Source organism: Pseudomonas kuykendallii (assembly GCF_900106975.1).
GTDB lineage: Bacteria > Pseudomonadota > Gammaproteobacteria > Pseudomonadales > Pseudomonadaceae > Pseudomonas_O > Pseudomonas_O kuykendallii.
In genome coordinates this window covers 901,187-926,842 of sequence record NZ_FNNU01000001.1, presented here as the reverse complement: position 1 = coordinate 926,842, position 25,656 = coordinate 901,187, and the positions used below count along the sequence as shown (strand labels likewise).

The 25,656-nt window shown below is 65.5% G+C and carries 25 protein-coding genes; 15 read left to right on the top strand and 10 right to left on the bottom strand.

The features are described 5' to 3' along the window. Window positions 1-14: 14 nt before the first annotated feature. The 11 genes from BLV15_RS04200 to BLV15_RS04150 all read left to right on the top strand — a co-directional run bounded on the left by BLV15_RS04200 (window position 15) and on the right by BLV15_RS04150 (window position 9,168). Window positions 15-731 carry a YggS family pyridoxal phosphate-dependent enzyme gene (locus BLV15_RS04200; RefSeq protein ID WP_090224877.1) on the top strand — a complete coding sequence of 239 codons (717 nt, stop codon included), beginning with the start codon at window positions 15-17 and terminating at the stop codon, window positions 729-731. Next, window positions 728-1,546, top strand: a complete 819-nt coding sequence (proC, locus tag BLV15_RS04195; protein WP_090224875.1) for a pyrroline-5-carboxylate reductase — start codon at window positions 728-730, stop codon at window positions 1,544-1,546. Before BLV15_RS04200 ends, proC begins: the two co-directional genes overlap by 4 nt. A 10-nt stretch (window positions 1,547-1,556) precedes the next feature. After that, the gene (locus BLV15_RS04190) at window positions 1,557-2,150 is read left to right on the top strand and encodes a YggT family protein (RefSeq protein WP_090224874.1); all 594 of its coding nucleotides are present in this window, start codon (window positions 1,557-1,559) and stop codon (window positions 2,148-2,150) included. Next, window positions 2,147-2,449 (top strand): DUF167 domain-containing protein, encoded by a 303-nt coding sequence (locus tag BLV15_RS04185; RefSeq protein WP_090224873.1) that lies wholly within the window; start codon window positions 2,147-2,149, stop codon window positions 2,447-2,449. The genes BLV15_RS04190 and BLV15_RS04185 overlap by 4 nt, the downstream gene beginning before the upstream one ends. A 112-nt stretch (window positions 2,450-2,561) precedes the next feature. Beyond that, window positions 2,562-4,529 (top strand): dynamin-like GTPase family protein, encoded by a 1,968-nt coding sequence (locus tag BLV15_RS04180; protein WP_090224872.1) that lies wholly within the window; start codon window positions 2,562-2,564, stop codon window positions 4,527-4,529. Window positions 4,530-4,641: 112 nt separating this feature from the next. Beyond that, window positions 4,642-5,781: a homoserine O-succinyltransferase MetX gene (metX, locus tag BLV15_RS04175; RefSeq protein WP_090224870.1), complete on the top strand. Its 1,140-nt coding sequence runs from the start codon at window positions 4,642-4,644 to the stop codon at window positions 5,779-5,781. Between the two features lie 2 nt (window positions 5,782-5,783). Beyond that, the gene (gene metW, locus BLV15_RS04170) at window positions 5,784-6,404 is read left to right on the top strand and encodes a methionine biosynthesis protein MetW (protein ID WP_090224868.1); all 621 of its coding nucleotides are present in this window, start codon (window positions 5,784-5,786) and stop codon (window positions 6,402-6,404) included. Window positions 6,405-6,433: 29 nt separating this feature from the next. Next, the gene (locus tag BLV15_RS04165; protein WP_090224866.1) at window positions 6,434-6,853 is read left to right on the top strand and encodes a DUF4426 domain-containing protein; all 420 of its coding nucleotides are present in this window, start codon (window positions 6,434-6,436) and stop codon (window positions 6,851-6,853) included. After that, on the top strand, window positions 6,850-7,446 hold the full coding sequence (gene rdgB / locus BLV15_RS04160; RefSeq protein ID WP_090224865.1) for an RdgB/HAM1 family non-canonical purine NTP pyrophosphatase: 597 nt from the start codon (window positions 6,850-6,852) through the stop codon (window positions 7,444-7,446). Before BLV15_RS04165 ends, rdgB begins: the two co-directional genes overlap by 4 nt. Next, window positions 7,443-8,642, top strand: coding sequence for a radical SAM family heme chaperone HemW (hemW, locus tag BLV15_RS04155; protein WP_090224863.1), 1,200 nt, complete (start codon window positions 7,443-7,445; stop codon window positions 8,640-8,642). The genes rdgB and hemW overlap by 4 nt, the downstream gene beginning before the upstream one ends. Before the next feature lie 202 nt (window positions 8,643-8,844). Further along, window positions 8,845-9,168 (top strand): DUF3392 domain-containing protein, encoded by a 324-nt coding sequence (locus tag BLV15_RS04150; protein ID WP_090224861.1) that lies wholly within the window; start codon window positions 8,845-8,847, stop codon window positions 9,166-9,168. 64 nt (window positions 9,169-9,232) lie between these two features. Here the strand turns inward: BLV15_RS04150 and BLV15_RS04145 are convergent, their stop codons facing one another. From BLV15_RS04145 to BLV15_RS04110, 8 genes are all read right to left on the bottom strand, one after another. Continuing rightward, a complete protein-coding gene (locus BLV15_RS04145) occupies window positions 9,233-10,123 on the bottom strand; it encodes an ABC transporter permease subunit (RefSeq protein WP_090224860.1) in 891 nt (296 codons plus the stop codon). Next, window positions 10,120-11,001: an ABC transporter permease subunit gene (locus tag BLV15_RS04140; protein ID WP_175534294.1), complete on the bottom strand. Its 882-nt coding sequence runs from the start codon at window positions 10,999-11,001 to the stop codon at window positions 10,120-10,122. Before BLV15_RS04140 ends, BLV15_RS04145 begins: the two co-directional genes overlap by 4 nt. 221 nt (window positions 11,002-11,222) lie before the next feature. Beyond that, window positions 11,223-12,377, bottom strand: a complete 1,155-nt coding sequence (potA, locus tag BLV15_RS04135) for a polyamine ABC transporter ATP-binding protein (RefSeq protein ID WP_090224858.1) — start codon at window positions 12,375-12,377, stop codon at window positions 11,223-11,225. Between the two features lie 50 nt (window positions 12,378-12,427). Further along, window positions 12,428-13,483 carry a polyamine ABC transporter substrate-binding protein gene (locus tag BLV15_RS04130; RefSeq protein ID WP_090225209.1) on the bottom strand — a complete coding sequence of 352 codons (1,056 nt, stop codon included), beginning with the start codon at window positions 13,481-13,483 and terminating at the stop codon, window positions 12,428-12,430. Window positions 13,484-13,714: 231 nt separating this feature from the next. Continuing rightward, window positions 13,715-14,812 carry a polyamine ABC transporter substrate-binding protein gene (locus BLV15_RS04125; protein WP_090224856.1) on the bottom strand — a complete coding sequence of 366 codons (1,098 nt, stop codon included), beginning with the start codon at window positions 14,810-14,812 and terminating at the stop codon, window positions 13,715-13,717. A 164-nt stretch (window positions 14,813-14,976) separates the two neighbouring features. Beyond that, window positions 14,977-16,344, bottom strand: coding sequence for an aspartate aminotransferase family protein (locus tag BLV15_RS04120; protein ID WP_407072465.1), 1,368 nt, complete (start codon window positions 16,342-16,344; stop codon window positions 14,977-14,979). Between the two features lie 52 nt (window positions 16,345-16,396). Then, the gene (locus BLV15_RS04115; RefSeq protein ID WP_090224852.1) at window positions 16,397-17,755 is read right to left on the bottom strand and encodes a glutamine synthetase family protein; all 1,359 of its coding nucleotides are present in this window, start codon (window positions 17,753-17,755) and stop codon (window positions 16,397-16,399) included. 101 nt (window positions 17,756-17,856) lie between these two features. Continuing rightward, window positions 17,857-18,609 (bottom strand): gamma-glutamyl-gamma-aminobutyrate hydrolase family protein, encoded by a 753-nt coding sequence (locus tag BLV15_RS04110; protein ID WP_090224851.1) that lies wholly within the window; start codon window positions 18,607-18,609, stop codon window positions 17,857-17,859. A 277-nt stretch (window positions 18,610-18,886) separates the two neighbouring features. Here BLV15_RS04110 and BLV15_RS04105 point away from each other — a divergent pair, with 277 nt between their 5' ends. The 4 genes from BLV15_RS04105 to aguA all read left to right on the top strand — a co-directional run bounded on the left by BLV15_RS04105 (window position 18,887) and on the right by aguA (window position 23,433). Next, a complete protein-coding gene (locus tag BLV15_RS04105) occupies window positions 18,887-20,263 on the top strand; it encodes a glutamine synthetase family protein (protein ID WP_090224849.1) in 1,377 nt (458 codons plus the stop codon). 124 nt (window positions 20,264-20,387) lie between these two features. After that, the gene (locus BLV15_RS04100; protein WP_090224848.1) at window positions 20,388-21,461 is read left to right on the top strand and encodes an extracellular solute-binding protein; all 1,074 of its coding nucleotides are present in this window, start codon (window positions 20,388-20,390) and stop codon (window positions 21,459-21,461) included. A 67-nt stretch (window positions 21,462-21,528) separates the two neighbouring features. After that, the gene (locus tag BLV15_RS04095) at window positions 21,529-22,158 is read left to right on the top strand and encodes a TetR/AcrR family transcriptional regulator (RefSeq protein ID WP_090224846.1); all 630 of its coding nucleotides are present in this window, start codon (window positions 21,529-21,531) and stop codon (window positions 22,156-22,158) included. A 177-nt stretch (window positions 22,159-22,335) separates the two neighbouring features. After that, window positions 22,336-23,433 carry an agmatine deiminase gene (gene aguA / locus BLV15_RS04090; RefSeq protein WP_090224844.1) on the top strand — a complete coding sequence of 366 codons (1,098 nt, stop codon included), beginning with the start codon at window positions 22,336-22,338 and terminating at the stop codon, window positions 23,431-23,433. Window positions 23,434-23,493: 60 nt separating this feature from the next. Here aguA and BLV15_RS04085 read toward each other — a convergent pair whose 3' ends face one another. Together BLV15_RS04085 and BLV15_RS04080 are read right to left on the bottom strand one after the other, a co-directional pair. Beyond that, complete coding sequence (locus BLV15_RS04085; protein WP_175534279.1) at window positions 23,494-24,501, bottom strand: cytochrome-c peroxidase; 1,008 nt, start codon at window positions 24,499-24,501, stop codon at window positions 23,494-23,496. 150 nt (window positions 24,502-24,651) lie between these two features. Continuing rightward, window positions 24,652-25,632 carry a GGDEF domain-containing protein gene (locus BLV15_RS04080; RefSeq protein ID WP_090224843.1) on the bottom strand — a complete coding sequence of 327 codons (981 nt, stop codon included), beginning with the start codon at window positions 25,630-25,632 and terminating at the stop codon, window positions 24,652-24,654. Window positions 25,633-25,656 lie beyond the last annotated feature (24 nt).

Below are 25,656 nucleotides of genomic sequence, written 5' to 3'. Positions count from 1 at the left end.
GCAGAGCGCAAGTAATGTCCACGATAGCAGAGAATATTGCAAAGGTCGGCGCGCGCATCCGTCGGGCGGCAGAGGCCGTACAGCGGGATTCCCAGGGTATTTCGCTGCTCGCCGTGAGCAAGACCAAACCCGCCGCCGCGCTACGCGAAGCCTATGCCGCGGGGCAGCGCGATTTCGGCGAGAACTACCTGCAGGAAGCCCTCGACAAGCAGCGCGAACTGGCCGACCTGCCGCTCACCTGGCACTTCATCGGGCCGATCCAGTCGAACAAGACCAAGCCCATCGCCGAGCATTTCGCCTGGGTGCACTCGGTCGACCGGCTGAAGATCGCCGAACGTCTTTCCGCGCAGCGCCCCGCCGGGTTGCCGCCGCTGAACATCTGCCTGCAGGTGAACGTCAGTGGCGAGGACAGCAAGTCCGGCTGCGCCGCCGCCGAACTGCCGGCGCTGGCTGCGGCCGTGGCTGCGCTGCCCAACCTGCGCCTGCGCGGGCTGATGGCGATTCCCGAACCGAGCGACGATACGGCCGTGCAGCGCGCCGCCTTCGCGCGCTTGCGCACGCTGGGCGAAGAACTCGAGCTGCCGCTGGACACGCTGTCCATGGGCATGAGCCACGACCTCGAGGCCGCCATCGCCGAGGGCGCGACCTGGGTTCGTATCGGCACCGCGCTGTTCGGCGCGCGCGATTATCCGCAGGCCTCCACCCCCTCCGACAAAGGAAACCCCGCATGAGCAGTCCCCGCATCGCCTTCATCGGCGCCGGCAACATGGCCACCAGCCTGATCGGCGGCCTGCGCGCCCAGGGCGTTCCGGCCGAGCGCATCCGCGCCAGCGACCCCGGCGCGGATGCCCGCGCGCGCGTCGCGGCCGAGCACGGCATCGCGCTGTTCGAGAGCAACGCCGAGGCCATCGAGGGCGCCGACGTGATCGTCCTGGCGATCAAGCCGCAGGTGATGAAGAGCGTCTGCCTGGCGCTGGCGCCGAACCTGCGCGAGGGCCAGCTGATCGTCTCGATCGCCGCCGGAATCACCGCGGCGAGCATCGAAAGCTGGCTGGGCGAGCGCCCGCTGGTGCGCTGCATGCCGAACACGCCGGCGCTGCTGCGCCAGGGCGCCAGCGGCCTGTACGCCAACCCGCGGGTCAGCGCCGAGCAGCGCGGCCAGGCGGAGCAACTGCTGTCCGCAGTGGGCCTGGTGGAATGGCTCGACGAGGAACGCCTGATCGACGCGGTCACCGCCGTCTCCGGCAGCGGCCCGGCGTATTTCTTCCTGCTCATCGAGGCGATGACCGCCGCCGGCGAACAGCTCGGCCTGCCGCGCGAAACCGCCGCCCGGCTGACCCTGCAGACGGCCCTGGGCGCCGCGCGCATGGCCAGTGAAAGCGATGTGCCGGCCGCCGAACTGCGCCGTCGCGTCACCTCGCCGAAAGGCACCACCGAAGCGGCCATCACCGCGTTCCAGGCGGGCGGATTCGACGCGCTGGTGCAGCAGGCGCTCGACGCCGCCGCGCAGCGCTCCGCCGAACTCGCCGAACAACTGGGTCAATAAGGAGCTATCGATGACCGGTCTCAACACCGCCGCCATCTACGTGATTCAGACGCTTGGCAGCCTCTATCTGCTGATCGTCCTGCTGCGCTTCATCCTGCAAATGGTCCGCGCCGATTTCTACAACCCGATGAGCCAGTTCATCGTGCGTGCCACCCAGCCGCTGCTGCGCCCGCTGCGCAAGGTGATTCCCGGCTTCGGCGGGGTCGACCTGGCCTCGCTGGTGCTGGCGATCCTGGTGCAGATGCTGCTGATGGTGATCACCCTGATCCTGATGGGCTACGGCGTCGGCGGCTTCCTCCTGCAGGTTCTGATCTGGGCGATCATCGGCGTCACCTCGCTGTTCATGAAGGTGTTCTTCTTCGCCCTGATCATCAGCGTGATCCTGTCCTGGGTCGCGCCCGGCACGCACAACCCGGCCGCCGAACTGGTCAACCAGATCTGCGAGCCGCTGCTCTCGCCGATCCGCCGCATCCTGCCCAACCTCGGCGGGCTCGACCTGTCGCCGATCTTCGCCTTCATCGCGCTCAACCTGATCGACATGCTGGTGATCAACAACCTCGCGGCGATGACGGGAATGCCGAAAATCCTCAGCCCGTTCATGTGAGCGGCGCGTACTTCCGCTGGGACGGCGAGGACCTGCTCCTCGCCTGTCACCTGCAGCCCAAGGCCAGCCGCGACGAGTTCGCCGGGCTGCACGGCGACCGGTTGAAGATCCGCCTCACCGCCCCGCCGGTGGAAGGCAAGGCCAATGCCCATCTGCTGGCCTTCCTCGCCGAGGCGTTCGGCGTGTCGAAAAGCCAGGTCAGCCTGGAAAGCGGCGAACTGAACCGCCAGAAGCGCGTGCGCATCCGTCACCCGCGACAACTGCCCGCACTTCCCGGTTTGACCGCTCGCCCCGCCTGAGCGACCTTACGGCCGGGCGCTGCCGGTGCCGCGTTGAACCCCTGCATCGGCTTTTCCATAATGCGGGCTCGCCGTGTCGTGCCTCTCGCACGCTGCCATCAGGATCAATCGAATGAGCATGGAACGCCTCAGTCAGCAGGTGGACGCCTACGTCGGATGGAAGCGCGAGCTGATCCGCGAAATCATCCGCTACCGCAGCTGGCTGGCGAGCAACCGGCTCGGCTCCGACGCGGTGGAAGCCCGGCTCGATCGGGCGCTTCGCCTGCTGCGCACCGACCACATCACCCTGGCCTTCGTCGGCGAGTTCTCGCGCGGCAAGAGCGAGCTGATCAACGCCCTGTTCTTCTCCCAATACGGCCAGCGCATGCTGCCTTCCCGCGCCGGTCGCACCACCATGTGCCCGACCGAGCTGTTCTTCGACCCGCGCTCCGAGCGTCCCTACATCCGCCTGTTGCCGATCGAGACGCGCATCTCCGCCACCCGCGTGGCGCAGTTCAAGCGGCTTCCGCGGCACTGGGTGAACATTCCGCTGGATGCCAGCGATCCGGACAACATGGCCCAGGCCTTCGCCCAGCTGGCGCAGGCCAAGCCGGTGCCGGTGGAACAGGCGATTGCCCTGGGTTTCCACCCCGACGCCCTGGAAGCCAGCGGCCGGCCCGGTGAAGTGCTGGTGCCGGCCTGGCGGCACGCCCTGGTGCACATCGATCACCCGCTGCTGCGCCAGGGCCTGCGCATCCTCGACACGCCCGGCCTCAACGCCCTGGGCAGCGAACCGGAGCTGACCCTGTCGATGCTGCCCGGCGCCCAGGCGATCATCTTCCTGCTCGCCGCCGACAGCGGTGTCAGCGCCAGCGACCTGGACATCTGGGAACAGCACATCCGCCAGATCGACGACGACACCCCGGCCAGCCTGTTCGCCGTGCTGAACAAGATCGACACGCTGTGGGACGACCTCGCCGGCGAAGCCTTCGTCGAAGCCAGCATCCGCCAGATCCAGGCTACCAGCGCCGGCCAGCTCGGCATCGACATTCAGGACATCCTGCCGCTGTCGGCCAAGCAGGCGCTGCTGGCCAAGGTCCGCGGCGACCGCGCGCTGCTCAAGCGCAGCCGGCTGGGCGAACTCGAGGAGCTGCTCTGCGAGCGCATCGTCGCGCAGAAGGAACGGCTGCTCGAAGACCAGGTGGTGAACCAGGTGCTCGGCCTGCTCAACAACAGCCAGCACGTGCTGCAGCTGCGCCTGGAAAAAGCCCGCGAACAGCAGGCGCTGCTCGGCAGCCGTCAGCAGGACGACGGCCAGCTGCTGTTCGAGCTGACCGCGCGCACCCGCCAGGAGCACGCTCGCCACCACAAGCGCCTGCTGACCCTGAAGACCAACCAGCGCCTGCTCAAGCGCCAGGGCAACCTGCTACGCGCGGCGTCGCGCCCGGAGCGCCTGGAGCAGCACCTGCAGGACGTTCGCCGCAACCTCACCGGCAGCTGGACCACGCTGGGCATCGGCCAGGCGATCCTCGGCTTCTTCGATGCGGTGGACACCGACCTGCACCACCTGCAGCAGGAGGCCGAGATGGCCAACAAGATGGTCGGCGCCCTCTACCGCCGGCACAACGAGGAGAACCCGTTGCACGGCATCGACGCACCGCGCTTCGACGCCAGCCGCTACCTGCGCGAACTGCACCAGTTGCGGGTCAAGGCCGACCAGTTCCGCCTGCACCCGAAAACCCTGTTCACCGAGCAGCGCGCGCTGACCCGGCGCTTCTTCGCCACCCTCGCCCAGGAAGTCATCGGCCTGCACCGGCGCCTGCGCCAGGCCGCCGAGCAGTGGGCGAGCGATGCGCTGACGCCGTTGCTGCAGCACGCCCTGGAGCACAAGCAGGCGCTCGAGGGCCACATGCTGCAACTGCGCGAGCTGGCCCAGCGCACCCGGCAGGTGCGCCAGCGCGGTCAGGTGCTCGAGCGCTATCTCGCCGACCTGGAAAAACAGCTGGCCCAGGCCAACGAGATGCTGCGCGTCCTCCGCCGCCCGTCGCCGATCCAGCGCCAGGCCAAGGTGGTCAGCCTGCCGGGAGCGATGCGCCTCTGACCGCAACGCTCGGCGGCGCCCGCCGCGCGATTTCCCGCTGCGCCGATACAGGGTGAATTGCCCGGCGCTTCCCTTTAGACTTTGCCGCCTTATTTCCGCGAGAGCAGGGTCGATGTCCTCTGTCTTCCCCGATGATTCGGTCGGTCTGGTCAGCCCGCAGGTGATGACGTTCAGCGAGCCGCTGGCGCTGGCCTGCGGACGCGATCTGAACGGCTATCAGTTGGTCTACGAAACCTACGGCGAACTGAACGCGGCGCGCAGCAACGCTGTACTGATCTGCCATGCCCTGTCCGGCCATCACCATGCCGCCGGCTACCACAGCGACAGCGAGCGCAAGCCCGGCTGGTGGGACAGCTGCATCGGCCCGGGCAAGGCCATCGACACGCGCAAGTTCTTCGTCGTCTCGCTGAACAACCTCGGCGGCTGCAACGGCTCGACCGGCCCCGGCAGCATCAACCCGGCAAGCGGCCGCCCCTACGGCGCCGACTTCCCGGTGGTGACGGTGGAGGACTGGGTGAACAGCCAGGCGCGCCTCGCCGATGCATTGGGCATCGCCCAGTGGGCGGCGGTGGTGGGTGGCAGCCTCGGCGGCATGCAGGCGATGCAATGGGCGATCAGCTACCCGCAGCGCATCCGCCACTGCCTGGCGATCGCCTCGGCGCCGAAGCTGTCGGCGCAGAACATCGCCTTCAACGAAGTCTCGCGCCAGGCGATCCTCTCCGACCCGCAGTTCCACGGCGGGCATTTCCAGGAACAGGGCGTGATCCCCAAGCGCGGGCTGATGCTGGCGCGCATGGTCGGCCACATCACCTACCTGTCGGATGACGCGATGGGCGAGAAATTCGGCCGCGAGCTGAAGACCGACAAGCTCAACTACGACTTCCACAGCGTCGAGTTCCAGGTGGAAAGCTACCTGCGCTACCAGGGCGAGGAATTCTCCGGGCGCTTCGACGCCAACACCTACCTGCTGATGACCAAGGCGCTGGACTACTTCGACCCGGCGGCGGCCCACGGCGGCGACCTGGCGCGGACCCTGGCGAAGGTCGAGGCGGACTTCTGCGTGATGTCCTTCACCACCGACTGGCGCTTCTCGCCGGCCCGCTCGCGAGAAATCGTCGAGGCGCTGATCGCCGCGAAGAAGAACGTCAGCTACCTGGAAATCGACGCCCCGCAGGGCCACGACGCCTTCCTCATGCCGATCCCGCGCTACCTGCAGGCGTTCGACGGCTACATGAACCGGATTCTGGTGTAACCATGCGCGCCGACCTCGACATCATCCAGGACTGGATTCCCGCCGGCAGCCGCGTGCTCGACCTCGGCTGCGGCAACGGCGAACTGCTCGCCTGGCTGCGCGACAACAAGTCGGTGAGCGGCTACGGGCTGGAAATCGACCCCGGCAACATCGCCGAATGCGTGCGCAAGGGCGTCAACGTCATCGAGCAGGACCTCGACAAGGGCCTCGGCAACTTCGCCAGCAACAGCTTCGACGTGGTGGTGATGACCCAGTCGCTGCAGGCCATGCACTACCCGGACAAGGTGCTGGAAGAAATGCTGCGGGTCGGCAAGACCTGCATCATCACCTTCCCCAACTTCGGCCACTGGCGCTGCCGCTGGTACCTGGCGAGCAAGGGCCGCATGCCGGTGTCGGATTTCCTGCCGTACACCTGGTACAACACGCCGAACATCCACTTCTGCACCTTCGAGGACTTCGAGGCGCTCTGCCACAAGTTGCAGGTGCGCGTTCAGGACCGCCTGGCGGTCGACCGCGAGCACCGCCACAGCCTCGGCAGCCGGTTGTGGCCGAACCTGCTCGGCGAGATCGGCATCTACCGGGTCTGCGGCCCGAGCGTGGCCGACGCGCTGATCGCCGTCTGAATCCCGATCATCACCCTGGAGCCCCGACCATGCGCCGCCTGACCCTGTTCCTCGTAGCCCTCTGCCTCGCCGTGCCGGCGCTGGCCGAACGCAAGCAAAGCTTCGGCGCACTGGACGTGCATTACAGTGCGTTCAACTCCAGCTTCCTGCAGCCGGACGTGGCCGCCGCGGCCGGCCTGGTGCGCAGCAAGCAGCAGGGCGTGCTCAACGTCGCCCTGGTGGAGGCCGGCAAGCCCGCCGCCGGCGAGGTGCGTGGCGAGGTGAAGGACCTGCTCGGCAAGCGCACCGCGCTGACCTTCCGCCAGGTCCGGGAGGGCGAGTCGATCTACTACCTCGCGCAGTTCCCCATCGAGTCGCGGGAAATGCTCGCCTTCTCGCTGAAGATCAAGGCCGCCGGCGGCGCCGAGCAGAGCCTCGACTTCTCCCAGGAAATCTTTCCGGACGAATGAACATGTTCAACGAACTGGTCCTCGCCAGCCATAACGCCGGCAAACTCAAGGAACTCCAGGCCATGCTCGGCGCCAGCGTGAAGCTGCGCTCGGTGGGCGAGTTCAGTCCGGTGGAACCGGAGGAAACCGGCCTGTCGTTCGTCGAGAACGCCATCCTCAAGGCGCGCAACGCCGCGCGGCTGTCCGGATTGCCGGCACTGGCCGACGATTCCGGGCTGGCGGTGGACGTCCTCGGCGGCGCGCCGGGCATCTATTCGGCGCGCTATGCCGACGGCCAGGGCGATGCGGCGAACAACGCCAAGCTGCTGCTGGCGCTCAAGGACGTGCCGGAAGCCGAGCGCGGCGCGCAGTTCGTCTGCTGCCTGGCGCTAGTGCGGCATGCCGACGACCCGCTGCCGATCCTCTGCGAAGGCCTCTGGCACGGTCGTATCCTCAACGAAGCGCGCGGCGCCCACGGCTTCGGCTACGACCCGCTGTTCTGGGTGCCGGAGCGCAACTGCTCCAGCGCCGAGCTGGGCCCGGTCGAGAAGAACCAGATCAGCCACCGCGCGCTGGCGATGGCGCTGTTGAAGCAGCGCCTGGGCCTGGCATGAACCCGACGCCCTCTCCCCCTGCCGCGAAGGGCGCGGGGAGTCGAAACCAGGGCACGGGTTTCCAGCTCCCGCCCCTGGCGCTGTACATCCATATTCCCTGGTGCGTGCGCAAATGCCCGTACTGCGACTTCAACTCCCACGCCGCCGGCCCCGAGCTTCCGGAAGACGCCTACGTCGATGCCCTGCTGGCGGACCTTGAGCTCGATCTGGTCCATGTCCACGGCCGTCCGCTGAGTTCGATCTTCTTCGGCGGCGGCACCCCGAGCCTGTTTTCCGCCCGCGCGCTGGGGCGTCTGCTGCAGGGCGTCGAGCGTCGCGTGCCGTTCGCCGAGGACATCGAGATCACCCTGGAAGCAAATCCCGGCACCTTCGAGCAGGCCAAGTTCGTCGACTACCGCGCGCTGGGCATCAATCGCCTGTCGATCGGCGTGCAGAGTTTCCAGGCCGAGAAGCTCAAGGCGCTGGGGCGTATCCACGACGGCGACGAGGCGATCCGCGCCGCCGACATGGCCCGCGCCGCCGGCTTCGACAACTTCAACCTCGACCTCATGCATGGCCTGCCGCAGCAGTCGCTGGAGGACGCGCTGGCCGACCTGCGCATCGCCATCGCCCAGGCGCCGGCGCACCTGTCCTGGTATCAGCTGACCATGGAGCCGAACACGGTGTTCTGGAGCCAGCCGCCGGAGCTGCCCGAGGACGACACCCTCTGGGACATCCAGGAAGCCGGCCAGGCGCTGCTCGCCGAACACGGCTATGCGCAGTACGAAACCTCGGCCTACGCCCGCCCCGGCCGCCAGGCGCGGCACAACCTGAACTACTGGAGCTTCGGCGACTTCCTCGGCATCGGCGCCGGCGCCCACGCCAAACTCAGCGGCCCGAACGGCGATATCCGCCGCACCTGGAAGACCCGCCTGCCGAAGGATTACCTGGATGCCGGCAAACCCTTCCAGGCCGGTGAGAAGCGGCTGGTCGCCGAGGACCTGCCGTTCGAGTTCATGATGAACGCCCTGCGCCTGGTCGACGGCGTGCCGGCCGAGCGCTTCAGCGAACGCACCGGCCTGCCGTTGTCGAGCATCGCCAGCGCCTGCGCCGGGGCACGCCAGGCCGGCCTGCTGGATGAAGACCCGGGCCGGCTGCGGCCCACTGCGCATGGCCAGCTGTTCCTCAACGATCTGCTGCAGCGCTTCCTGCCCTGAAGGTCCAGGCATCGGCCCGCTTGCCGGGAAGCGGCTTGCGGCTGGCGCCCTCCGGCGCGGCCCACGGGGCGAGCGAGACGGGTAATGCGCATTGGCACCCCGTAAACTCCACATCCTGGCCTTTTCGCCTTCCCGACCCTCGCTCGCCGGACCGTGCACGGACCTGAGCGCGCCCCGTCCACCCCCCACTCAAGGAGCATGCATGGACTTCGTACTCGACCTGATCGCCACCCTCTCGCGCTGGTGCCGCGGGCACCTTTCGGAGATCGCCATGGCCCTCATGGCGACGCTGCTGGTGCAGTTCGGTCCGTCGATCAACGCCTGGGTGCAACGCTCGGTCGGCAGCCTGAACTTCGTCCTGCGCACGCTGATCTTCGTGCTGGTCTGCGCCATCGGCTACGGCCTGGCGATGGTCTTCTTCACGCCCTGGGTGGCCAAGGGGCTCGGCTACTTCAACAACTACACGCTGGCGCCGGTGTTGCTGCTGGTGTTCTTCCTGATCGGCGTGCTGGCCGATCGCAGCTGACACGGCGCCGTTCGCCGGATGAAAAAAAGGGCCACTCGCGTGGCCCTTTTTCGTGGCGGTCGACTCAGCCCTGGCTGGGCGGCGACACAGGCGCCGGCTGCGGACGCCAGCTCTGCCCGCCGGTTTCCGCCTCCATCGCCTGCTGGATCGCGCGCTTGCGCTTCTCCTCGGCGCGCCGGGCGAAGAACCAGGCGAAGAACGTGAAGATCGACACCACCAGCAGGATCAGGCTGGCGACGGCGTTGATCTCCGGCTTCACGCCCAGGCGCACGGCGGAGAACACCTCCATCGGCAGGGTCGTGGAACCGGGCCCGGACACGAAGCTGGCGAGCACCAGGTCGTCGAGCGACAGGGCGAAGGACATCATGCCGCCCGCCGCCAGGGACGGCGCGATCATCGGGATGGTGATCAGCAGGAACACCTTCCACGGCCGCGCGCCTAGGTCCATCGCCGCCTCCTCGATGGACAGGTCCAGCTCGCGCAGCCGCGCCGACACCACGATCGCCACGTAGGACGCGCAGAACGTGGTGTGGGCGATCCAGATGGTGACGATGCCGCGCTCCTGCGGCCAGCCGATCAGTTGCGCCATCGCCACGAAGAGCAGCAGCAGCGACAGACCGGTGATCACTTCCGGCATCACCAGCGGCGCGGTGACCAGGCCACCGAACAGCGTGCGTCCGCGGAACTGCGGGATGCGGGTGAGCACGAAGGCCGCCATGGTGCCGAGCACCACCGCCGCGATGGCGGTGTAGCAGGCGATCTCCAGCGAACGCATTACCGCGCCCATCAGCTGGCGGTTGTCCAGCAGGCCGGCGTACCACTTCACCGACCAGCCGCCCCAGACCGTCACCAGCTTGGAGGCGTTGAACGAGTAGATCACCAGGATCAGCATCGGCGCGTAGATGAACAGCAACCCGGCCCAGAGCATGAACGTGGTCAAGCGGAAGTGCTTCATGCCTTGCCCTCCAGTTCCTTGGCTTGGTTGCGGTTGAACAGGATGATCGGCACGATCAGGATCGCCAGCATCACCACCGCCAGGGCGGAAGCCACCGGCCAGTCACGGTTGTTGAAGAACTCCTGCCAGAGCACCTTGCCGATCATCAGCGTCTCCGGTCCACCGAGCAGCTCGGGGATGACGAACTCGCCGACCACCGGAATGAACACCAGCATGCTGCCAGCGATGATGCCGTTCTTCGACAGCGGCACGGTGATCTTCCAGAAGTTGTTCAGGTTGCTCGAGCCCAGGTCGGACGCGGCCTCCAGCAGGCTGTTGTCGTGCTTCACCAGATTGGCGAAGAGCGGCAGGATCATGAACGGCAGGTACGAATAGACCACGCCGATGTACACCGCGAGGTTGGTGTTGAGGATCTGCAGCGGCGTGTCGATCAGCCCGATGTCGAGCAGGAAGCCGTTGAGCAGGCCGTTGTTGCTGAGGATGCCCATCCATGCATACACCCGGATCAGGATCGCGGTCCAGGTCGGCATCATGATCAGCAGCAGCAGCGTGGTCTGCGACTCCTTCTTCGCCCGCGCCATGGCGTAGGCCATCGGGTAGCCGATCAACAGGCAGACGATGGTGCTGATCGCCGCCATCTTCAACGAGCCGAGGTACGCCGCCAGGTACAGTTCGTCCTCGGTGAGGAACAGGTAGTTGCCCAGGTTGAGGATGATTTCCAGCTTTTGCTCGGCGTAGCTGTAGATCTCGGTATACGGCGGGATCGCCACGTCGGCTTCGGCGAAGCTGATCTTCAGGACGATGAAGAACGGCAGCAGGAAGAACAGGAACAGCCAGAGGAACGGCCCGCTGACCACCGCCGCGCGCCCCGGATTCAGGTGGCTGAAGCGGCTGAAGAGCAGCGCCACGCCGACATACACTGCGGCCACGGTCGCCAGCACCACCAGCAGCGTGCAGATCTGGTTGATCGACAGCCCGAGCGCCTGCCAGAAGGTCCCGGCCGGACCGATCAGATTGAGCAGCGTCACCGCGCCGATGATCACTAGCGCCGCCGCGACGACCACGATCCCGCGGTCATTGAGTGGGTTCGTGAGTTTGCTCATGACTGCAGCACCACGCCGCTATCGTCCTCCCAGTAGACCACGACCGGATCGTCCCAGGTCGGCCGCTTGCCGCGGCGCTCGGCGTTGGCGATGAAGGCCTGAACGATCTGCCCGGACGCCAGCTTGATGTAGTACACCGAGTGGCCGCCAAGGTAGGCGATGTCGTGCACGGTACCGTTGGACCAGTTGTAGGTCGGGTGTTCGTGATCGGCCGGCAGCTGGCTGGCGATCAGCAGTTTTTCCGGGCGCAGGGCGTAGGTGATCCTGGTTTCCTGGGCGCGGGTACTGATGCCGTGGCCAATGTAGATCGGGTTGTCCAGGGCCGGGCAGTTGATCACCGCGTGGTCGGCGTCATCGGTGACGATCTCGCCGTCGAACAGGTTGACGTTGCCGATGAACTCGCAGACCAGCCGGCTCGCCGGGGTCTCGTAGATGTCCACCGGGCTGCCGATCTGGGCGATCCAACCGAGGTGCATGATGGCGATCCGCTGGGCCATGGTCATGGCCTCTTCCTGATCGTGGGTCACCATCACGCAGGTCACGCCGACGCGCTCGATGATCTGCACCAGTTCGAGCTGCATCTGCGAGCGCAGCTTCTTGTCCAGCGCCCCCATCGGCTCGTCGAGCAGCAACAGCTTCGGCCGCTTGGCCAGCGAACGGGCCAGCGCCACGCGCTGGCGCTGGCCGCCGGAGAGCTGGTGCGGCTTGCGCTTGGCGTACTGGGTCATGTGCACCAGCTTGAGCATTTCCTCGACGCGCTCGTCGATCTGCTCCTTGGACAGCTTGTCCTGCTTGAGACCGAAGGCGATGTTCTGCGCCACGGTCATGTGCGGGAACAGCGCGTAGGACTGAAACATCATGTTGATCGGCCGCTCGTAGGGCGGCATGTCGGTGATGTCCACGCCGTCCAGCAGGATGCGCCCCTCGGTGGGCCGCTCGAAGCCGGCGAGCATGCGCAGCAGTGTCGACTTGCCCGAGCCCGAGCCGCCCAGCAGGGCGAATATCTCGCCGCGGTTGATGGTCAGCGAGACGTCGTCGACGGCGACGGTTTCATCGAATTTCTTGGTGATGCGGTCTATTTTCACCAGCACTTCTTTCGGCTGCTGGTCGCCCTCGAGGGCTTTCTTGTAGGCGCTGGAGGCAACGGCCATGGGCTAACTCCCGGGAAAAATAGAGCCCGGCCAGAAGGCCGGGCGGACACTCACTTGCCAGTCTTGATGGTGGTCCAGCTGCGAGTCTGCATGCGCAGGACCTTGGGCGGCAGCTCGGCCTGCACGTAGAGCTTGTCGAGAACCTCCTGCGGCGGATAGATGCCGGGGTTGTTCAGGACCTCCTGGTCCATCAGCGGGCCGGACGCCGGAGTCGGGTTGGCGTAGCCGACGTAGTCGCTGATCTTCGCCACCACCTCAGGCTGCATGATGTAGTTCATGAAGGCATGCGCCTCCTTGACGTTCTTCGCATCGGCCGGGATCGCCATCATGTCGAACCACAGGTTGGCGCCTTCCTTGGGGATGGCGTAGGCGATGTTCACGCCCTTGCCGGCCTCTTCGGCGCGCGACTTGGCCTGGAAGATGTCGCCGGAGAAACCCACCGCGACGCAGATGTTGCCGTTGGCCAGATCGCCGATGTACTTCGAGGAGTGGAAATAGGTCACGTAGGGGCGCACGGCGAGCAGCTTGGCCTCGGCTTTCTTGTATTCCTCGGCGCTCTGGCTGGCCGGGGACATGCCCATGTAGTTGAGCATCGCCGGCAGCACTTCATCCCCGGAATCGAGGAAGGACACGCCGCACTTGCTCAGCTTCTTCATGTTTTCCGGCTCGAACACGGTGGCCCAGGAGTCGATGTGGTCGACGCCCAGCGCTTCCTTGATCTTGTCGACGTTGTAGCCGATGCCGGTGGTGCCCCACATGTACGGCACCGCGTACTGGTTGCCGGGGTCGTTGACCTCGAGTTGTTTGAGCAGCTTGGGATCGAGATTCTTCCAGTTGGGCAGCTGCGACTTGTCGAGCTTCTGGAATGCCCCGGCCTTGATCTGCTTGCCGAGGAAGTGGTTGGACGGCACGACCACGTCGAACCCGGTGCGGCCGGCGAGCAGCCTGCCTTCGAGGGTTTCGTTGGAGTCGAAGACGTCATAGATCGGCTTGATGCCGGTGGCCTTCTCGAAGTCGGCGAGGGTGGTTTCGCCGATGTAGTCGGACCAGTTGTAGATGTGGACGGTGGATTCGGCCTGAGCCGTGGCGATCAACCCGAGGGTCATGGCGGCGCCGAGCAGCGTTTTGTGGAAATCGATGTTCACACGTCTTTCCTCGTTCCTTGGTCAGTCGTCGGAGCCTCGCGGCCCGGTTCGCGGTCAGCCTTGCACGCATCCGGTCTCCGCCTGGCGGGCGCCGTGTGCGAGGGGTGGAACGCCGCGGCTGGCGCCGCGGCACGTCACGGCCGCCGGCGAACGCTCCGCTGTTGGCAGAGCGCGCCGGAGGCCATTTGCTGCTTACTTGCCCGACTTGATGGCGGTCCAGCTGCGAGTCATTGCGCGCTGCACTTTCGCCGGCAGGTCCGGGAAGGCGTAGAGCTGCTTCATCACCTCAGGCGTCGGGTAGATGCCCGGGTCGGTGCGGATCGCCTCGTCCACCAGTTCGGTGGCGGCGGCGTTGCCGTTGGGGTAGGACACGTAGTTGCTGATCTCAGCAATCACGTCCGGCTTGAGCAGGAAGTTGATGAACTTCAGCGCGCCTTCCGGGTTCTCCGCGTCTTTCGGAATCGCCACGGTGTCGAAGAAGGCACCGGCGCCTTCTTTCGGGATGTTGTACAGCACCTTCACGCCGTTCTTGGCTTCTTCGGCGCGGGATTTGGCCTGGTAGATGTCGCCCGAGTAACCGATGGCCACGCAGATGTTGCCGTTGGCGAGGTCACCGATGTACTTCGAGGAGTGGAAATAGGTGATCGACGGACGCACCTTGAGGAACAGGGCCTCGGCTTCCTTGAGTTCTTTCGGGTCCTGGCTGTCAGACTTGTAGCCCAGATAGTGCAGGGCGGCCGGCAGAATTTCGGTCGGCGAATCGAGGAAACTCACGCCGCAGCCCTTGAGCTTGGCGATGTTTTCCGGCTTGAACACCAGGTCCCAGGAATTGACCGGTGCGTTGTCGCCCAGCGCAGCCTTGACCTTGTCGGCGTTGTAGCCGATGCCGATGGTGCCCCACAGGTAGGGAATCGCGTACTGGTTGCCCGGGTCGCTGATTTCCAGGGTTTTCATCAGGTCGGGGTTGAGGTTCTTCCAGTTCGGCAGCTTGGACTTATCCAGAGGCTGGTAGACGCCGGCCTTGATCTGCTTGGCGAGGAAGGAGTTGGACGGCACCACCACGTCGTACCCGGCCTTGCCGGCGAGCAGCTTGGCTTCGAGCACTTCGTTGCTGTCATAGACGTCGTAGACGACCTTGATGCCGGTTTCCGCGGTGAACTTGGCGATGGTGTCTTCGGCGATGTAGTCGGACCAGTTGTACACGTGGAGGACTTTGTCGTCGGCCTGCGCCGCGCTGAACGCCATGCCCGCGAGGGACAAGGCGAGAAGGGTCTTGCCGATTTTTTTCATGCCTACAGCTCCTGTTGTCTGAAAAGTCCGAGCCTGGCTCCCGTCACCCCCAGGGTGAGCCCGACCAGCGCCTGCGCAGTCTGGCAAGGGACGGGGCGCGTTTACAACGTTCGCCGAGGCAAAAGTCACTGCCGCGGTAAAAGTCATTCCCGCGCCCTCACCCCTCAACCCAGCACGGCGTTGGCGGTGAGGTCGAGGCAGGTGCGCGCCTTGGTCACCAGTTCATCGATCTCCGCCTTGCTGATCACCAGCGGCGGCGAAATGATCATGGTGTCGCCGACGGCCCGCATGATCAGACCGTTGTTGAAGCAGTGCTCGCGGCATTGCATGCCGACGCCCAGGTCGCCGAAGCGCTCGCGGGTCGCCTTGTTCTTCACCAGCTCCAGCGCTCCGACCATGCCAACGCCGCGGGCTTCGCCCACCAGCGGGTGATCAGCCAGCTCCTGCCAACGTTTTTGCAAGTATGGTGCCGTTTCCGCCTTGACCGTTTCGACGATGCGTTCCTCCTTGAGGATGCGCAGGTTTTCCAGCGCCACCGCCGCCGCCACCGGATGCCCGGAGTAGGTGAAGCCGTGGTAGAACTCGCCGCCGTGGTTGAGCACTTCGACGATTTCGTCGCGCACGACCACCCCGCCCATGGGGATGTAGCCACTGGTCAGGCCCTTGGCGATCGGCATCAGGTCCGGCGCATTGCCGTAGTACTGGCTGCCGAACCATTCGCCGGTGCGGCCGAAGCCACAGATGACCTCGTCGGCGACGAACAGGATGTCGTAGCGGGCGAGGATTTCGCGAATCTTCGGCCAGTAGGAGTCCGGCGGCACGATGACCCCGCCGGCGCCCTGGATCGGCTCGGCGATGAAGGCCGCGACGTTGTCCACGCCGAGTTCGAGAATCTTCTGTTCCAGTTGCTCGGCGACCTTGCTGCCGAACGCTTCGGCCGACAGGTCGCCGCCTTCCCCGTACCAGTACGGCTGGTCGATGTGGACGATGCCGGGAATCGGCAGGTCGCCCTGACCGTGCAGGGCCTTCATTCCGCCCAGGCTGACGCCGGCGACGGTGGAGCCGTGGTAGCCGTTCCAGCGGCCGATCACCACCTTCTTCGACGGCTTTCCCTTGGTCGCCCAGTAGTGACGGACCATGCGCAGTACGGTGTCGTTGGCTTCCGAGCCGGAACCCGTGAAGAACACGTGGTTCATGCCTTCCGGGGCGATGTCGGCGATCGCCTTGGCCAGTTCGATCACCGGCGGATGGGCGGTCTGGAAGAACAGGTTGTAGAACGGCAGCTCCTGCATCTGCTTGTAGGCCGCATCGGCCAGCTCCTTGCGCCCGTAACCGACGTTGACGCACCACAGGCCGGCCATGCCGTCGAGGATCTTGTTACCCTCGCTGTCCCATATGTAGACGCCGTCGGCCCGGGTGATGATCCGCGCGCCCTTCGCGTTGAGCTGCTTGTAGTCGGTGAACGGCGGCAGATGGTGATCGCGGCTGAGCGCTTGCCACTGCTGGGTCTGCGCATTCTTGATCGGTTGCATGGACATTCCTCCTGATTGCGGTTGGCCGCCGCGCGGGGCGGCGGCCCGCGGGTCAGACCGAGAGCAGCAGGAACTCGCGTTCCCAGGAGCTGATCACCCGCTTGTAGTTTTCATGCTCGGCGCGCTTCACCGCCACGTAGCCGGTGATGAACTTGGCGCCGAGGTATTTCTCCAGTGCCTTGCAGCCTTCCATGTGCTCGAGGGCGTCCTCGATGGTCAGCGGCAGGCGCAGGTTGCGGCGCTCGTAGCCGCGGCCCTTGACCGGCGCGCTCGGACGGATGCCCTCGACCATGCCGATGTAGCCGCACAGCAGGCTGGCGGCGATGGCCAGGTATGGGTTGGCGTCGGCGCCGGCCAGGCGGTTCTCCACGCGGCGGTTCTGCGGATTGGACTCCGGCACGCGCAGGCCGACGGTGCGGTTCTCCTCGCCCCACTCGACGTTCACCGGTGCCGAGGTATCCGGCAGGAAGCGGCGGAAAGAGTTCACGTTGGGGGCGAACAGCGGCAGCAGCTCGGGGATGAATTTCTGCAGGCCGCCGATGTGGTGCAGGAACAGCTCGCTCATCGAACCGTCTTCGTTGGAGAAGATGTTCTTGCCGGTCTTGATGTCGACGATGCTCTGGTGCAGGTGCATCGCGCTGCCCGGCTCGTCGGTGATCGGCTTGGCCATGAAGGTGGCGGCGACGTTGTGCTTGAGCGCCGCCTCGCGCATGGTCCGCTTGAACACCAGGATCTGGTCGGCCAGGTGCAGCGCGTCGCCGTGACGGAAGTTGATCTCCATCTGCGCCGGACCTTCCTCGTGGATCAGCGTGTCCAGGTCCAGGCCCTGCAGCTCGCACCAGTCGTACATGTCCTCGAACAGCGGATCGAATTCGTTCGCCGCATCGATGGAGAACGACTGCCGCCCGGTTTCCGGACGCCCCGAGCGGCCCAGCGGCACCTGCAACGGCAGGTCGGGATCTTCGCAACGCTTGGTCAGGTAGAACTCCATCTCCGGCGCCACGATCGGCTGCCAGCCCTTGTCGGTGTAGAGCTTGAGAATCTTCTTGAGGATGTTGCGCGGCGACAGTTCGATGGGGTTGCCCATCTTGTCGAAGGTGTCGTGGATGACCATCGCGGTGGGCTCGATGGCCCAGGGCACCAGGTACACGGCGTTCTCGTCCGGGCGGCAGAACATGTCGATGTCCGCCGGGTCGAGCAGGTTGTAATAGATGTCGTCCTCGACGTAGTCGCCGGTGACCGTCTGCAACAGCACGCTCTCCGGAAGGCGCATGCCCTTCTCGTCGAGGAACTTGTTGGTCGGCGAGATCTTGCCCCGAGCGATCCCGGTCAGGTCGCCGATAAGGCATTCAACTTCGGTGATTTTGCGTTCTTTCAGCCAGCTGGTCAGCTGGTCGAGCTTGGTAGTCATAAAGACCTCAGGGTTGTTTGCGTCGCGGCAAGCGCTGCAGCTCCCAGCGTAGCGCCGACCGGGGTGGTCAGCGCAACGGAAAAAGCGCAGAAAGTCGTCGCTCAGCGTTGCCCCGCCCTCTCCCTGCAAGCCTCACCAAAGGCCTGGAAGATGGCGAGATAATCCGGATTTGAAAGCACCTGCCACTCCGGGTGCCACTGCACGCCGAGGGCGAAACTCCGCGCGTCGATGGCGGAGAAGGCTTCGATCAGCCCGTCGGGGGCCGTGGCCTCGACACGCAGGCCGGGCGCCAGGCGGTCGATGCCCTGGCCGTGGATGGAGTTGACCTGAATCTCCGCCGCCAGGCCGAGCCCGGCGAGCACGCCGCCAGGCTGCACGTGCAGCGCATGACTGGGCGCGTATTGCACCTCGACCGGCTCGTTCTCAGGCTCGCGGTGATCCTGGAATGGGCCGGCCTCATGGACCTTCTGGTGCAGGCTGCCGCCGAGCGCGACGTTCATCTCCTGGAAGCCGCGGCAGATGCCGAGGATCGGCACGCCGGCCGCCAGTGCCGCGCGGATCAGCGGCAGCGTGGTGCGGTCACGCAGGCTGTCGTGGGGCGTGCCGGGCGCGCTGGCGGGGCCGCCGTAATAATGAGGTTCGACGTTGGAAGGCGAGCCGGTGAACAACAGACCGTCTAGATTTTCCAACAGGGTCGGCTGGTCGATCAGCTCGGCCAGCGAAGGGATGATCAGGGGCAAACCCTGGGCACCGACGGCCACCGCGCGGACGTACTTGTCGCCGGCGATATGATAGGGATGGAGGCCGATCTGCTTGGTGCACGCGGTGACGCCGATCAACGGCAGGCGAGGCATGGGACACCCGATTGTTTGCTGTCTGGGGTTCTGCCGGAGAGTAGCGTTGTTCATTTTTTTACACAACACTTCTGTAAAAAATATAACACACCCGTGTCGGGCGGCGCCGTAAGCCAAGTTTTCAGGCCCCTCGCAATGCCCTGAAACGCCCCAAAGATGGCCGCAAGGCTCCTTTTTAGGGCAATATGGGGCACTATTGACATCACAAGGGGATTCGGATTGACTCCCTTCACATCAGTCGCATGATTGATATTTTTAACAATATAGGTGTTGCATCATGTCGGTACCCCCGCGTGCCGTTCAGCTCAACGAAGCGAACGCATTCCTTAAGGAACATCCTGAGGTCCTGTTCGTCGACCTCCTGATCGCAGATATGAATGGCGTGGTGCGCGGCAAGCGCATCGAACGAACCAGCCTCCACAAGGTTTACGAAAAGGGCATCAACCTCCCCGCCTCGCTCTTCGCCCTCGATATCAACGGCTCCACCGTGGAAAGCACCGGCCTCGGCCTGGACATCGGCGACGCCGACCGCATCTGCTTTCCGATCCCCAATACCCTGAGCAACGAGCCCTGGCAGAAGCGCCCCACCGCGCAGTTGCTGATGACCATGCACGAGCTCGACGGCAAGCCGTTCTTCGCCGACCCGCGCGAGGTGCTGCGCCAGGTGGTGGAGAAGTTCGACGCCATGGGCCTGACCATTTGCGCGGCGTTCGAGCTGGAGTTCTACCTGATCGACCAGGAGAACGTGAACGGCCGTCCGCAGCCGCCGCGCTCACCGATCTCAGGCAAGCGCCCGCACTCGACCCAGGTCTACCTGATCGACGACCTGGACGAATACGTCGACTGCCTGCAGGACATCCTCGAAGGCGCCAAGGAGCAGGGCATCCCGGCCGACGCCATCGTCAAGGAAAGTGCCCCGGCGCAGTTCGAAGTCAACCTCCACCACGTCGCCGATCCGATCAAGGCCTGCGACTACGCGGTGCTGCTCAAGCGGCTGATCAAGAACATCGCCTACGACCATGAGATGGACACCACCTTCATGGCCAAGCCCTACCCGGGCCAGGCAGGCAACGGCCTGCACGTGCACATCTCGATCCTCGACAAAGACGGCAAGAACATCTTCGCCAGCGATGATCCCCAGCAGAACGCCGCTTTGCGTCACGCGATCGGCGGTGTGCTGGAGACCATGGGCGCCTCGATGGCCTTCCTCTGCCCGAACGTGAACTCCTACCGCCGCTTCGGCGCGCAGTTCTACGTGCCGAATTCGCCATGCTGGGGGCTCGACAACCGTACCGTGGCGTTGCGCGTGCCGACCGGCAGCCCGGAAGCGGTGCGTATCGAGCAACGCGTCGCCGGCGCGGACGCCAACCCGTACCTGCTGATGGCGGCGCTGCTGGCCGGCGTGCACCACGGGCTGACCAACGAGATCGAGCCGGGCGAGCCGATCGAGGGCAACTCCTACGAGCAGAACGAGCAGAGCCTGCCCAACAACTTGCGCGACGCGTTGCGCGAGCTGGACGACAGCGAGGTGATGGCGAAGTACATCAGCCCCGACTACATCGACATCTTCGTCGCCTGCAAGGAAAGCGAGCTGGAAGAGTTCGAGCACTCGATCTCCGACCTCGAATACAACTGGTACCTGCATACCGTCTAAGGGTCCGACGCCGGCCTCGCCGGCGCTCCTTGCACCGCCAATGCCGAAGACCGCCTGGCCACGCGCCGCAACGGACGGTTCTCGGCGGCGCTTTGCCGCGCATCGTCAACCAGGGAGGGTTTCAATGCTTCGCCGTATCTCGCTGCTGTTCGCCCTGACGCCGTTGCTGGTGTTCGCCACCGAGGCCACGCCGTCCGGCCCCAGCATCACCGTCTACAACTGGAACGACTACATCGCGCCGCAGGTGCTGGAAAACTTCGAGCGTGAGAGCGGCATTCACGTCGACTACCACACCTACGCCACCGCCGAGGAACTGCTGCAGCGCCTGGATGCCGGCGACGCCATCGACGTCGCCGTGCCGTCCCACGACGCGTTGCCGAAGCTGATCCGCGAGAAGCGCCTGCAGCCGCTGGATTTCGCCCGTCTGCCGAACCGCAGCCACCTGGACAAGTCGCTGCTGAACAAACTCGCCGCGTTCGATCCGCAGAACCGTTACGCGGTGCCCTATCTGTGGGGCTCGGTCGGCCTGGCGATCAACCAGCCGAAAGCCGAGGCCGCCTACGGAGGCCCGCTGCCGAACAGCTGGAGCCTGCTCTTCGACCCAGTGCAGAGCGCGCGCCTGGCGGGCTGCGGAATGAGCGTGATCGACGCGCCGGACGAAGTGCTCTCGATACTCCTCAACTACACCGGCTACAGCCTCGCGCGCAGCTCGACCACTCGCCTGCGCGCCGCCGGCGAAACCCTGAACGCGCTACGGCCACGGCTGAAGTACGTCGACAGCGAGCGCTACATCGACGACCTGGCGAACGGCAGGCTCTGCGTGTCGCTGGCCTGGGTCGGCGACGCCCTTGCCGCCGCCAAGGCCGGGCAGCCGGTGCGCTTCTTAATTCCCGAGGAAGGCTCGGCGCTGTTCATCGATAACCTGGTGATTCCGGCCAGCGCGCCGCACGCCGACTTGGCCCATCGCTTCATCGACTACCTGATGCAGCCGCAGGTGGCCGCGCTGATCAGCGAGGAAACCCTCTATCCGAGCCCGAACGCCGACGCGCAGGGCTTCATCGACCCGGCCCTGCGCGACCTGCCGGGGCTCTACCCGGACCGAGACACCAAGCGCCGGCTGTTCGCCCTGGACCCGCTGCCGGACGGCCACGCCAGCGTGCGCGACGAAGTCTGGGCGCGCTTTCGCAGCGGCGAGTGAGGCGGCGGGCGTAGCGACAGGCTTTTCGCTATGCTCGCCGCTCTACAGCGCCCGCACAGGACCCCACATGCCGCGCACCGCCACGCCCCGCAAACCCCGCGCCAGCAGCCAGGCGAGGATCGACGCTATCCTCGTCGCCGCGCGCGCCCTGCTGGCCGAACAGGGTATCGTCGGGCTCTCGGTGTACAGCGTGGCCGAGCGCGCACAGATCCCGCCGTCCTCGGTCTACCACTTCTTCGCCGGCGTTCCCGCCCTGCTCCAGGCGCTCACCGCCGAGGTGCACGCCGCCTTCCGCGCCTGCCTCGCCGAGCCCATCGCCGACGACGACCTGCGCACCTGGCGCGATCTTTCGCGGATCGTCGAAGCGCGCATGCTGGCGATCTACGCCGAGGACGCCGCCGCGCGACAGTTGATCCTCACCCAGCACGGCCTCGCCGAGCTGGTCCAGGCGGACCGCCAGCACGACCTCGAACTGGGCCGCCTGATGCAGGCGCTGTTCGACCGGCATTTCGTCCTGCCGGCGCTGCCCACGGAGATCGAGGTGTTCGCCCTGGCCATGGAACTGGGCGACCGGGTCTATGCCCGCTCGATGCAGCAACACGGCTGCATCACCCCGCGCCTGGCCGAAGAGGGCCGGCGCGTGTTCGATGCCTACCTGGGGCTCTACCTTCCAGAGTTTTTACCGCGCCGTCCATGATCCGATCTTTATCGGCCTAATGCACTTAAATATGGTATGCAACGCTACTAAATCCTTTTGAATATCGATCTTTATCGACTATAAGTCTGCCATCCGAACCGCTCGGGAACCGTCCCGAACGCCACGGTCCAACTCCATTCCGGCGCAGGCCGCCCAGCAGAATTCTCGGAGAGCACAATGCCGACACTCGACACCACACCGCGCGCCGACGGCTTCCACATGCCGGCCGAATGGGCGCCGCACAGCCAGACCTGGATGATCTGGCCACAGCGCCCGGACAACTGGCGCCTCGGAGGCAAGCCGGCACAGGCGGCGTTCACCGCGGTGGCCAAGGCCATCGCGCAGTTCGAGCCGGTGACCGTCGGGGTGTCCGCGGAACAGTACGAGAACGCCCGCGCGCAGCTGGATGCCGACAACATCCGCGTGGTCGAGATCAGCAGCGACGACGCCTGGGTGCGCGACAGCGGCCCGACCTTCGTCATCGACGGCAAAGGTGGCGTGCGCGGGGTGGACTGGGACTTCAACGCCTGGGGCGGCCTCGACGGCGGCCTCTATTTCCCGTGGAACCGTGACCGCCAAGTGGCGGGAAAGGTGCTCGAGATCGAGCGCTGCGACCGCTACCGCACCGAAGGCTTCGTGCTCGAGGGCGGATCGATCCACGTGGACGGCGAAGGCACCCTGATCACCACCGAGGAGTGCCTGCTCAACCGCAACCGCAACCCGCATCTGTCGCGTCAGCAGATCGAGCAGGTGCTCGCCGAGCAGTTGGCCATCGACACCGTGATCTGGTTGCCGGACGGCCTGTACAACGACGAGACCGACGGCCACGTCGACAACTTCTGCTGCTACGTGCGCCCTGGCGAAGTGCTGCTGGCGTGGACCGACGACGAGCAGAACCCCAACTACCCGCGCTGCCAGGCGGCGATGCGCGTGCTGGAAAAGGCGCGTGACGCCAAGGGCCGTCCGTTGCAGGTGCACAAGATGCCGATTCCGGGTCCGCTGTACGCCAGCGACGAAGAGTGCGCGGGCGTCGACAAGGCGCTCGGCTCGCAACCGCGCGATCCGTCGATCCGCCTGGCGGCTTCCTACGTGAACTTCCTGATCGTCAACGGCGGCATCGTCGCGCCGCGCTTCGACGACCCACTGGACAGCGAAGCGGAGGCGATCCTCGCGCGGCTTTTCCCGCAACACCGCGTGGTGATGGTGCCGGGCCGCGAGATTCTCCTCGGTGGCGGCAACATCCACTGCATCACCCAGCAGCAACCGGCGCCCTGAGCGTTCGATGACCGATAAAAAAGCCCCGCCGATTGGCGGGGCTTTTTGTTACGCGGCCGGTCAGTTGGCCACAGGGAACGGCTGCGGCCGCGGCGTTTGTGCCGTAGAAGGCGGCAGGATCGGCAGGGCGAAGCTCGGCTGATCGCCGGTCAGGGTCTTGAGGAAGGCGACGATCTGGCCGACTTCATCGGTGCTCAGTTTGCGACCCAGCTGCAGGCGCGCCATCACATCCACCGCCTCTTCCAGCGTCCAGTAGGCGCCGTCGTGGAAGTAGGGGTAGGTCAGCTCGACGTTACGCAGCGTCGGCACCTTGAACATCATGCGATCGGCATCCTTGCCGGTCAGCCCGGCGACACCCTCGGCCTTGTTCTTGGTGGCATAGGCTTCGACCATGCCCATCTTCTGGAACGAGCCGCCGCCCACCGCCGCGCCGTTGTGGCAGGCCACGCAACCGGCGCTCTTGAACAGCTGATAACCCTCCTGGGCCGTGCTGCTGATGGCGGTCGCATCGCCGAGCAGCCAGCGATCGAACGGCGAGTGCGGCGTGACCAGGGTTTCCTCGAAGGCCGCAATGGCGTCGGTGACGTCGTCGATCTTCACGCCATCGTCGCCATACACCACCTTGAACGCCCCGCGGTACTGCGGGATCGAGCGCAGCACGTCGAGCGCCAGTTCATGCGAGAAGGCCATCTCGCCGGGGTTGGCGATCGGGCCGCCGGCCTGTTCCTTGAGCGTCTTCGCCCGACCGTCCCAGAACTGCGCGATGTTCATGCTGGAGTTGAGCACGGTGGGCGAGTTGATCGGCCCCTGGTGCCAGTTGTGACCGATGGAGGTCGGCAGGTTGTCGCTGCCGCCCATGCTGAGGTTGTGGCAGGAGTTGCAGGAAATGAAGCCGGACTTGGACAGCCGCGGATCGAAGAACAGCTGCTTGCCGAGTTCGACCTTGCTCGCGTTGACCACCTTGGCGGGCTGGATCGGCTGGATGGGTTCATTGCCGGGGGTCGGACTGGCAGCCCAGGCAGTCGCGCCCAGGCTCATCGCTATGGCTAACATCAACGGCTTGTACATGGCCTTTCTCCTCAGGCTCGTCATTTAAAACGACGATGGGCCTGGGGAGGCGCTCAAGGCTTGACGCTGGTCAAGCGCCGCGGAACGGCCAAAAACAATTCATCACAAGATGTGTTCAAGGCGAACGATATCGCGACACTCGGTCACAGGTCAGGCCAGGACGATCTGATTCTTGCCCTGGCGCTTGGCCTGATACATCGCCGCGTCCGCGCGGGCGAACAGATCGCCGAGGGCTGCATCCTCGATGCGCAAGCTGACCAATCCCTGGCTAACGGTGACGCCGAACGGCTCGCCCTCAGCGCTGCTGAAGATCAGCCGCTGCACCTCGCGCTGCAGGCGCTCGGCGATCTGCTGCGCCAGCGCCGGGTCGCAGCCGGGGAACACCGCGGCGAACTCCTCGCCACCGATGCGCCCGAACAGGTCGCCGCGGCGCAGCGCCGTAGCACCGCACTGGGCGATGCGCTGCAGCACCTGATCGCCCATCTGGTGGCCGTGGGTGTCGTTGATCTTCTTGAAGTCATCGATGTCCAGCAGCAGGAACGCCAGCGGCGCGCCGAAGCGGTTGGCGTGCTCGAACTCGCGCTGGGCGCAGTCGAAGAAATGCCGGCGGTTGCTGCTCTTGGTGAGCACGTCGGTGGTCGCCAGGCGCTGCAGTTCGCCTTCGAGCTGCTTCTTCTCGGTGATGTCCTCGGCCATGCCGACGATGGTCAGCGATTCGCCACTGCCGATCTGCCGGTTGATGAAGCATTTGTCGCTGAGCCAGCGAATCTGACCGTCAGCGCGGATGATGCGGTACTCGCGAAATTCCGCGGCGCCCTTCTCGACCGCTTCGGCGAGACTCTGCTCGGCGTACTCCAGGTCGTCGGGGTAGATGCTGTTGCGCCATTCGCCGTAGTCGGCGAGCAACAGCGCGGCGGAACGGCCGAAGATCCGTTCGTAGGCGGGGCTCACGTAGATCATCCGTTGGGTCTGCCAGTCGAATGCCCAAAGCACGGCGTTGACGCTGCCCAGCAGGGCGCTGAACAGGCGTTCGCGCTCGCTCAGGCGCGCGACCTCGCCCTGCGCGTGCATCAGCGCGAGCAGTGTCTCCGCTGGAACCGGCAGTTCCGAAAGTGTGGTCTTGCTATCCATTTCCCTGACCTCGCACAGGCACGA

Coding starts and splice junctions, on each gene's coding strand:
- BLV15_RS04190 (WP_090224874.1), top strand. CDS start 1,557: ATGACCGGTCTCAACACCGCCGCCATCTACGTGATTCAGACGCTTGGC.
- BLV15_RS04130 (WP_090225209.1), bottom strand. CDS start 13,483: ATGACCCTCGGGTTGATCGCCACGGCTCAGGCCGAATCCACCGTCCAC.
- proC (WP_090224875.1), top strand. CDS start 728: ATGAGCAGTCCCCGCATCGCCTTCATCGGCGCCGGCAACATGGCCACC.
- BLV15_RS04180 (WP_090224872.1), top strand. CDS start 2,562: ATGAGCATGGAACGCCTCAGTCAGCAGGTGGACGCCTACGTCGGATGG.
- BLV15_RS04165 (WP_090224866.1), top strand. CDS start 6,434: ATGCGCCGCCTGACCCTGTTCCTCGTAGCCCTCTGCCTCGCCGTGCCG.
- BLV15_RS04120 (WP_407072465.1), bottom strand. CDS start 16,344: ATGCAACCGATCAAGAATGCGCAGACCCAGCAGTGGCAAGCGCTCAGC.
- BLV15_RS04115 (WP_090224852.1), bottom strand. CDS start 17,755: ATGACTACCAAGCTCGACCAGCTGACCAGCTGGCTGAAAGAACGCAAA.
- BLV15_RS04100 (WP_090224848.1), top strand. CDS start 20,388: ATGCTTCGCCGTATCTCGCTGCTGTTCGCCCTGACGCCGTTGCTGGTG.
- BLV15_RS04125 (WP_090224856.1), bottom strand. CDS start 14,812: ATGAAAAAAATCGGCAAGACCCTTCTCGCCTTGTCCCTCGCGGGCATG.
- BLV15_RS04085 (WP_175534279.1), bottom strand. CDS start 24,501: ATGTACAAGCCGTTGATGTTAGCCATAGCGATGAGCCTGGGCGCGACT.
- rdgB (WP_090224865.1), top strand. CDS start 6,850: ATGAACATGTTCAACGAACTGGTCCTCGCCAGCCATAACGCCGGCAAA.
- BLV15_RS04080 (WP_090224843.1), bottom strand. CDS start 25,632: ATGGATAGCAAGACCACACTTTCGGAACTGCCGGTTCCAGCGGAGACA.
- hemW (WP_090224863.1), top strand. CDS start 7,443: ATGAACCCGACGCCCTCTCCCCCTGCCGCGAAGGGCGCGGGGAGTCGA.
- metX (WP_090224870.1), top strand. CDS start 4,642: ATGTCCTCTGTCTTCCCCGATGATTCGGTCGGTCTGGTCAGCCCGCAG.
- potA (WP_090224858.1), bottom strand. CDS start 12,377: ATGGCCGTTGCCTCCAGCGCCTACAAGAAAGCCCTCGAGGGCGACCAG.
- BLV15_RS04200 (WP_090224877.1), top strand. CDS start 15: ATGTCCACGATAGCAGAGAATATTGCAAAGGTCGGCGCGCGCATCCGT.
- BLV15_RS04095 (WP_090224846.1), top strand. CDS start 21,529: ATGCCGCGCACCGCCACGCCCCGCAAACCCCGCGCCAGCAGCCAGGCG.
- aguA (WP_090224844.1), top strand. CDS start 22,336: ATGCCGACACTCGACACCACACCGCGCGCCGACGGCTTCCACATGCCG.
- BLV15_RS04150 (WP_090224861.1), top strand. CDS start 8,845: ATGGACTTCGTACTCGACCTGATCGCCACCCTCTCGCGCTGGTGCCGC.
- BLV15_RS04110 (WP_090224851.1), bottom strand. CDS start 18,609: ATGCCTCGCCTGCCGTTGATCGGCGTCACCGCGTGCACCAAGCAGATC.
- BLV15_RS04145 (WP_090224860.1), bottom strand. CDS start 10,123: ATGAAGCACTTCCGCTTGACCACGTTCATGCTCTGGGCCGGGTTGCTG.
- metW (WP_090224868.1), top strand. CDS start 5,784: ATGCGCGCCGACCTCGACATCATCCAGGACTGGATTCCCGCCGGCAGC.
- BLV15_RS04105 (WP_090224849.1), top strand. CDS start 18,887: ATGTCGGTACCCCCGCGTGCCGTTCAGCTCAACGAAGCGAACGCATTC.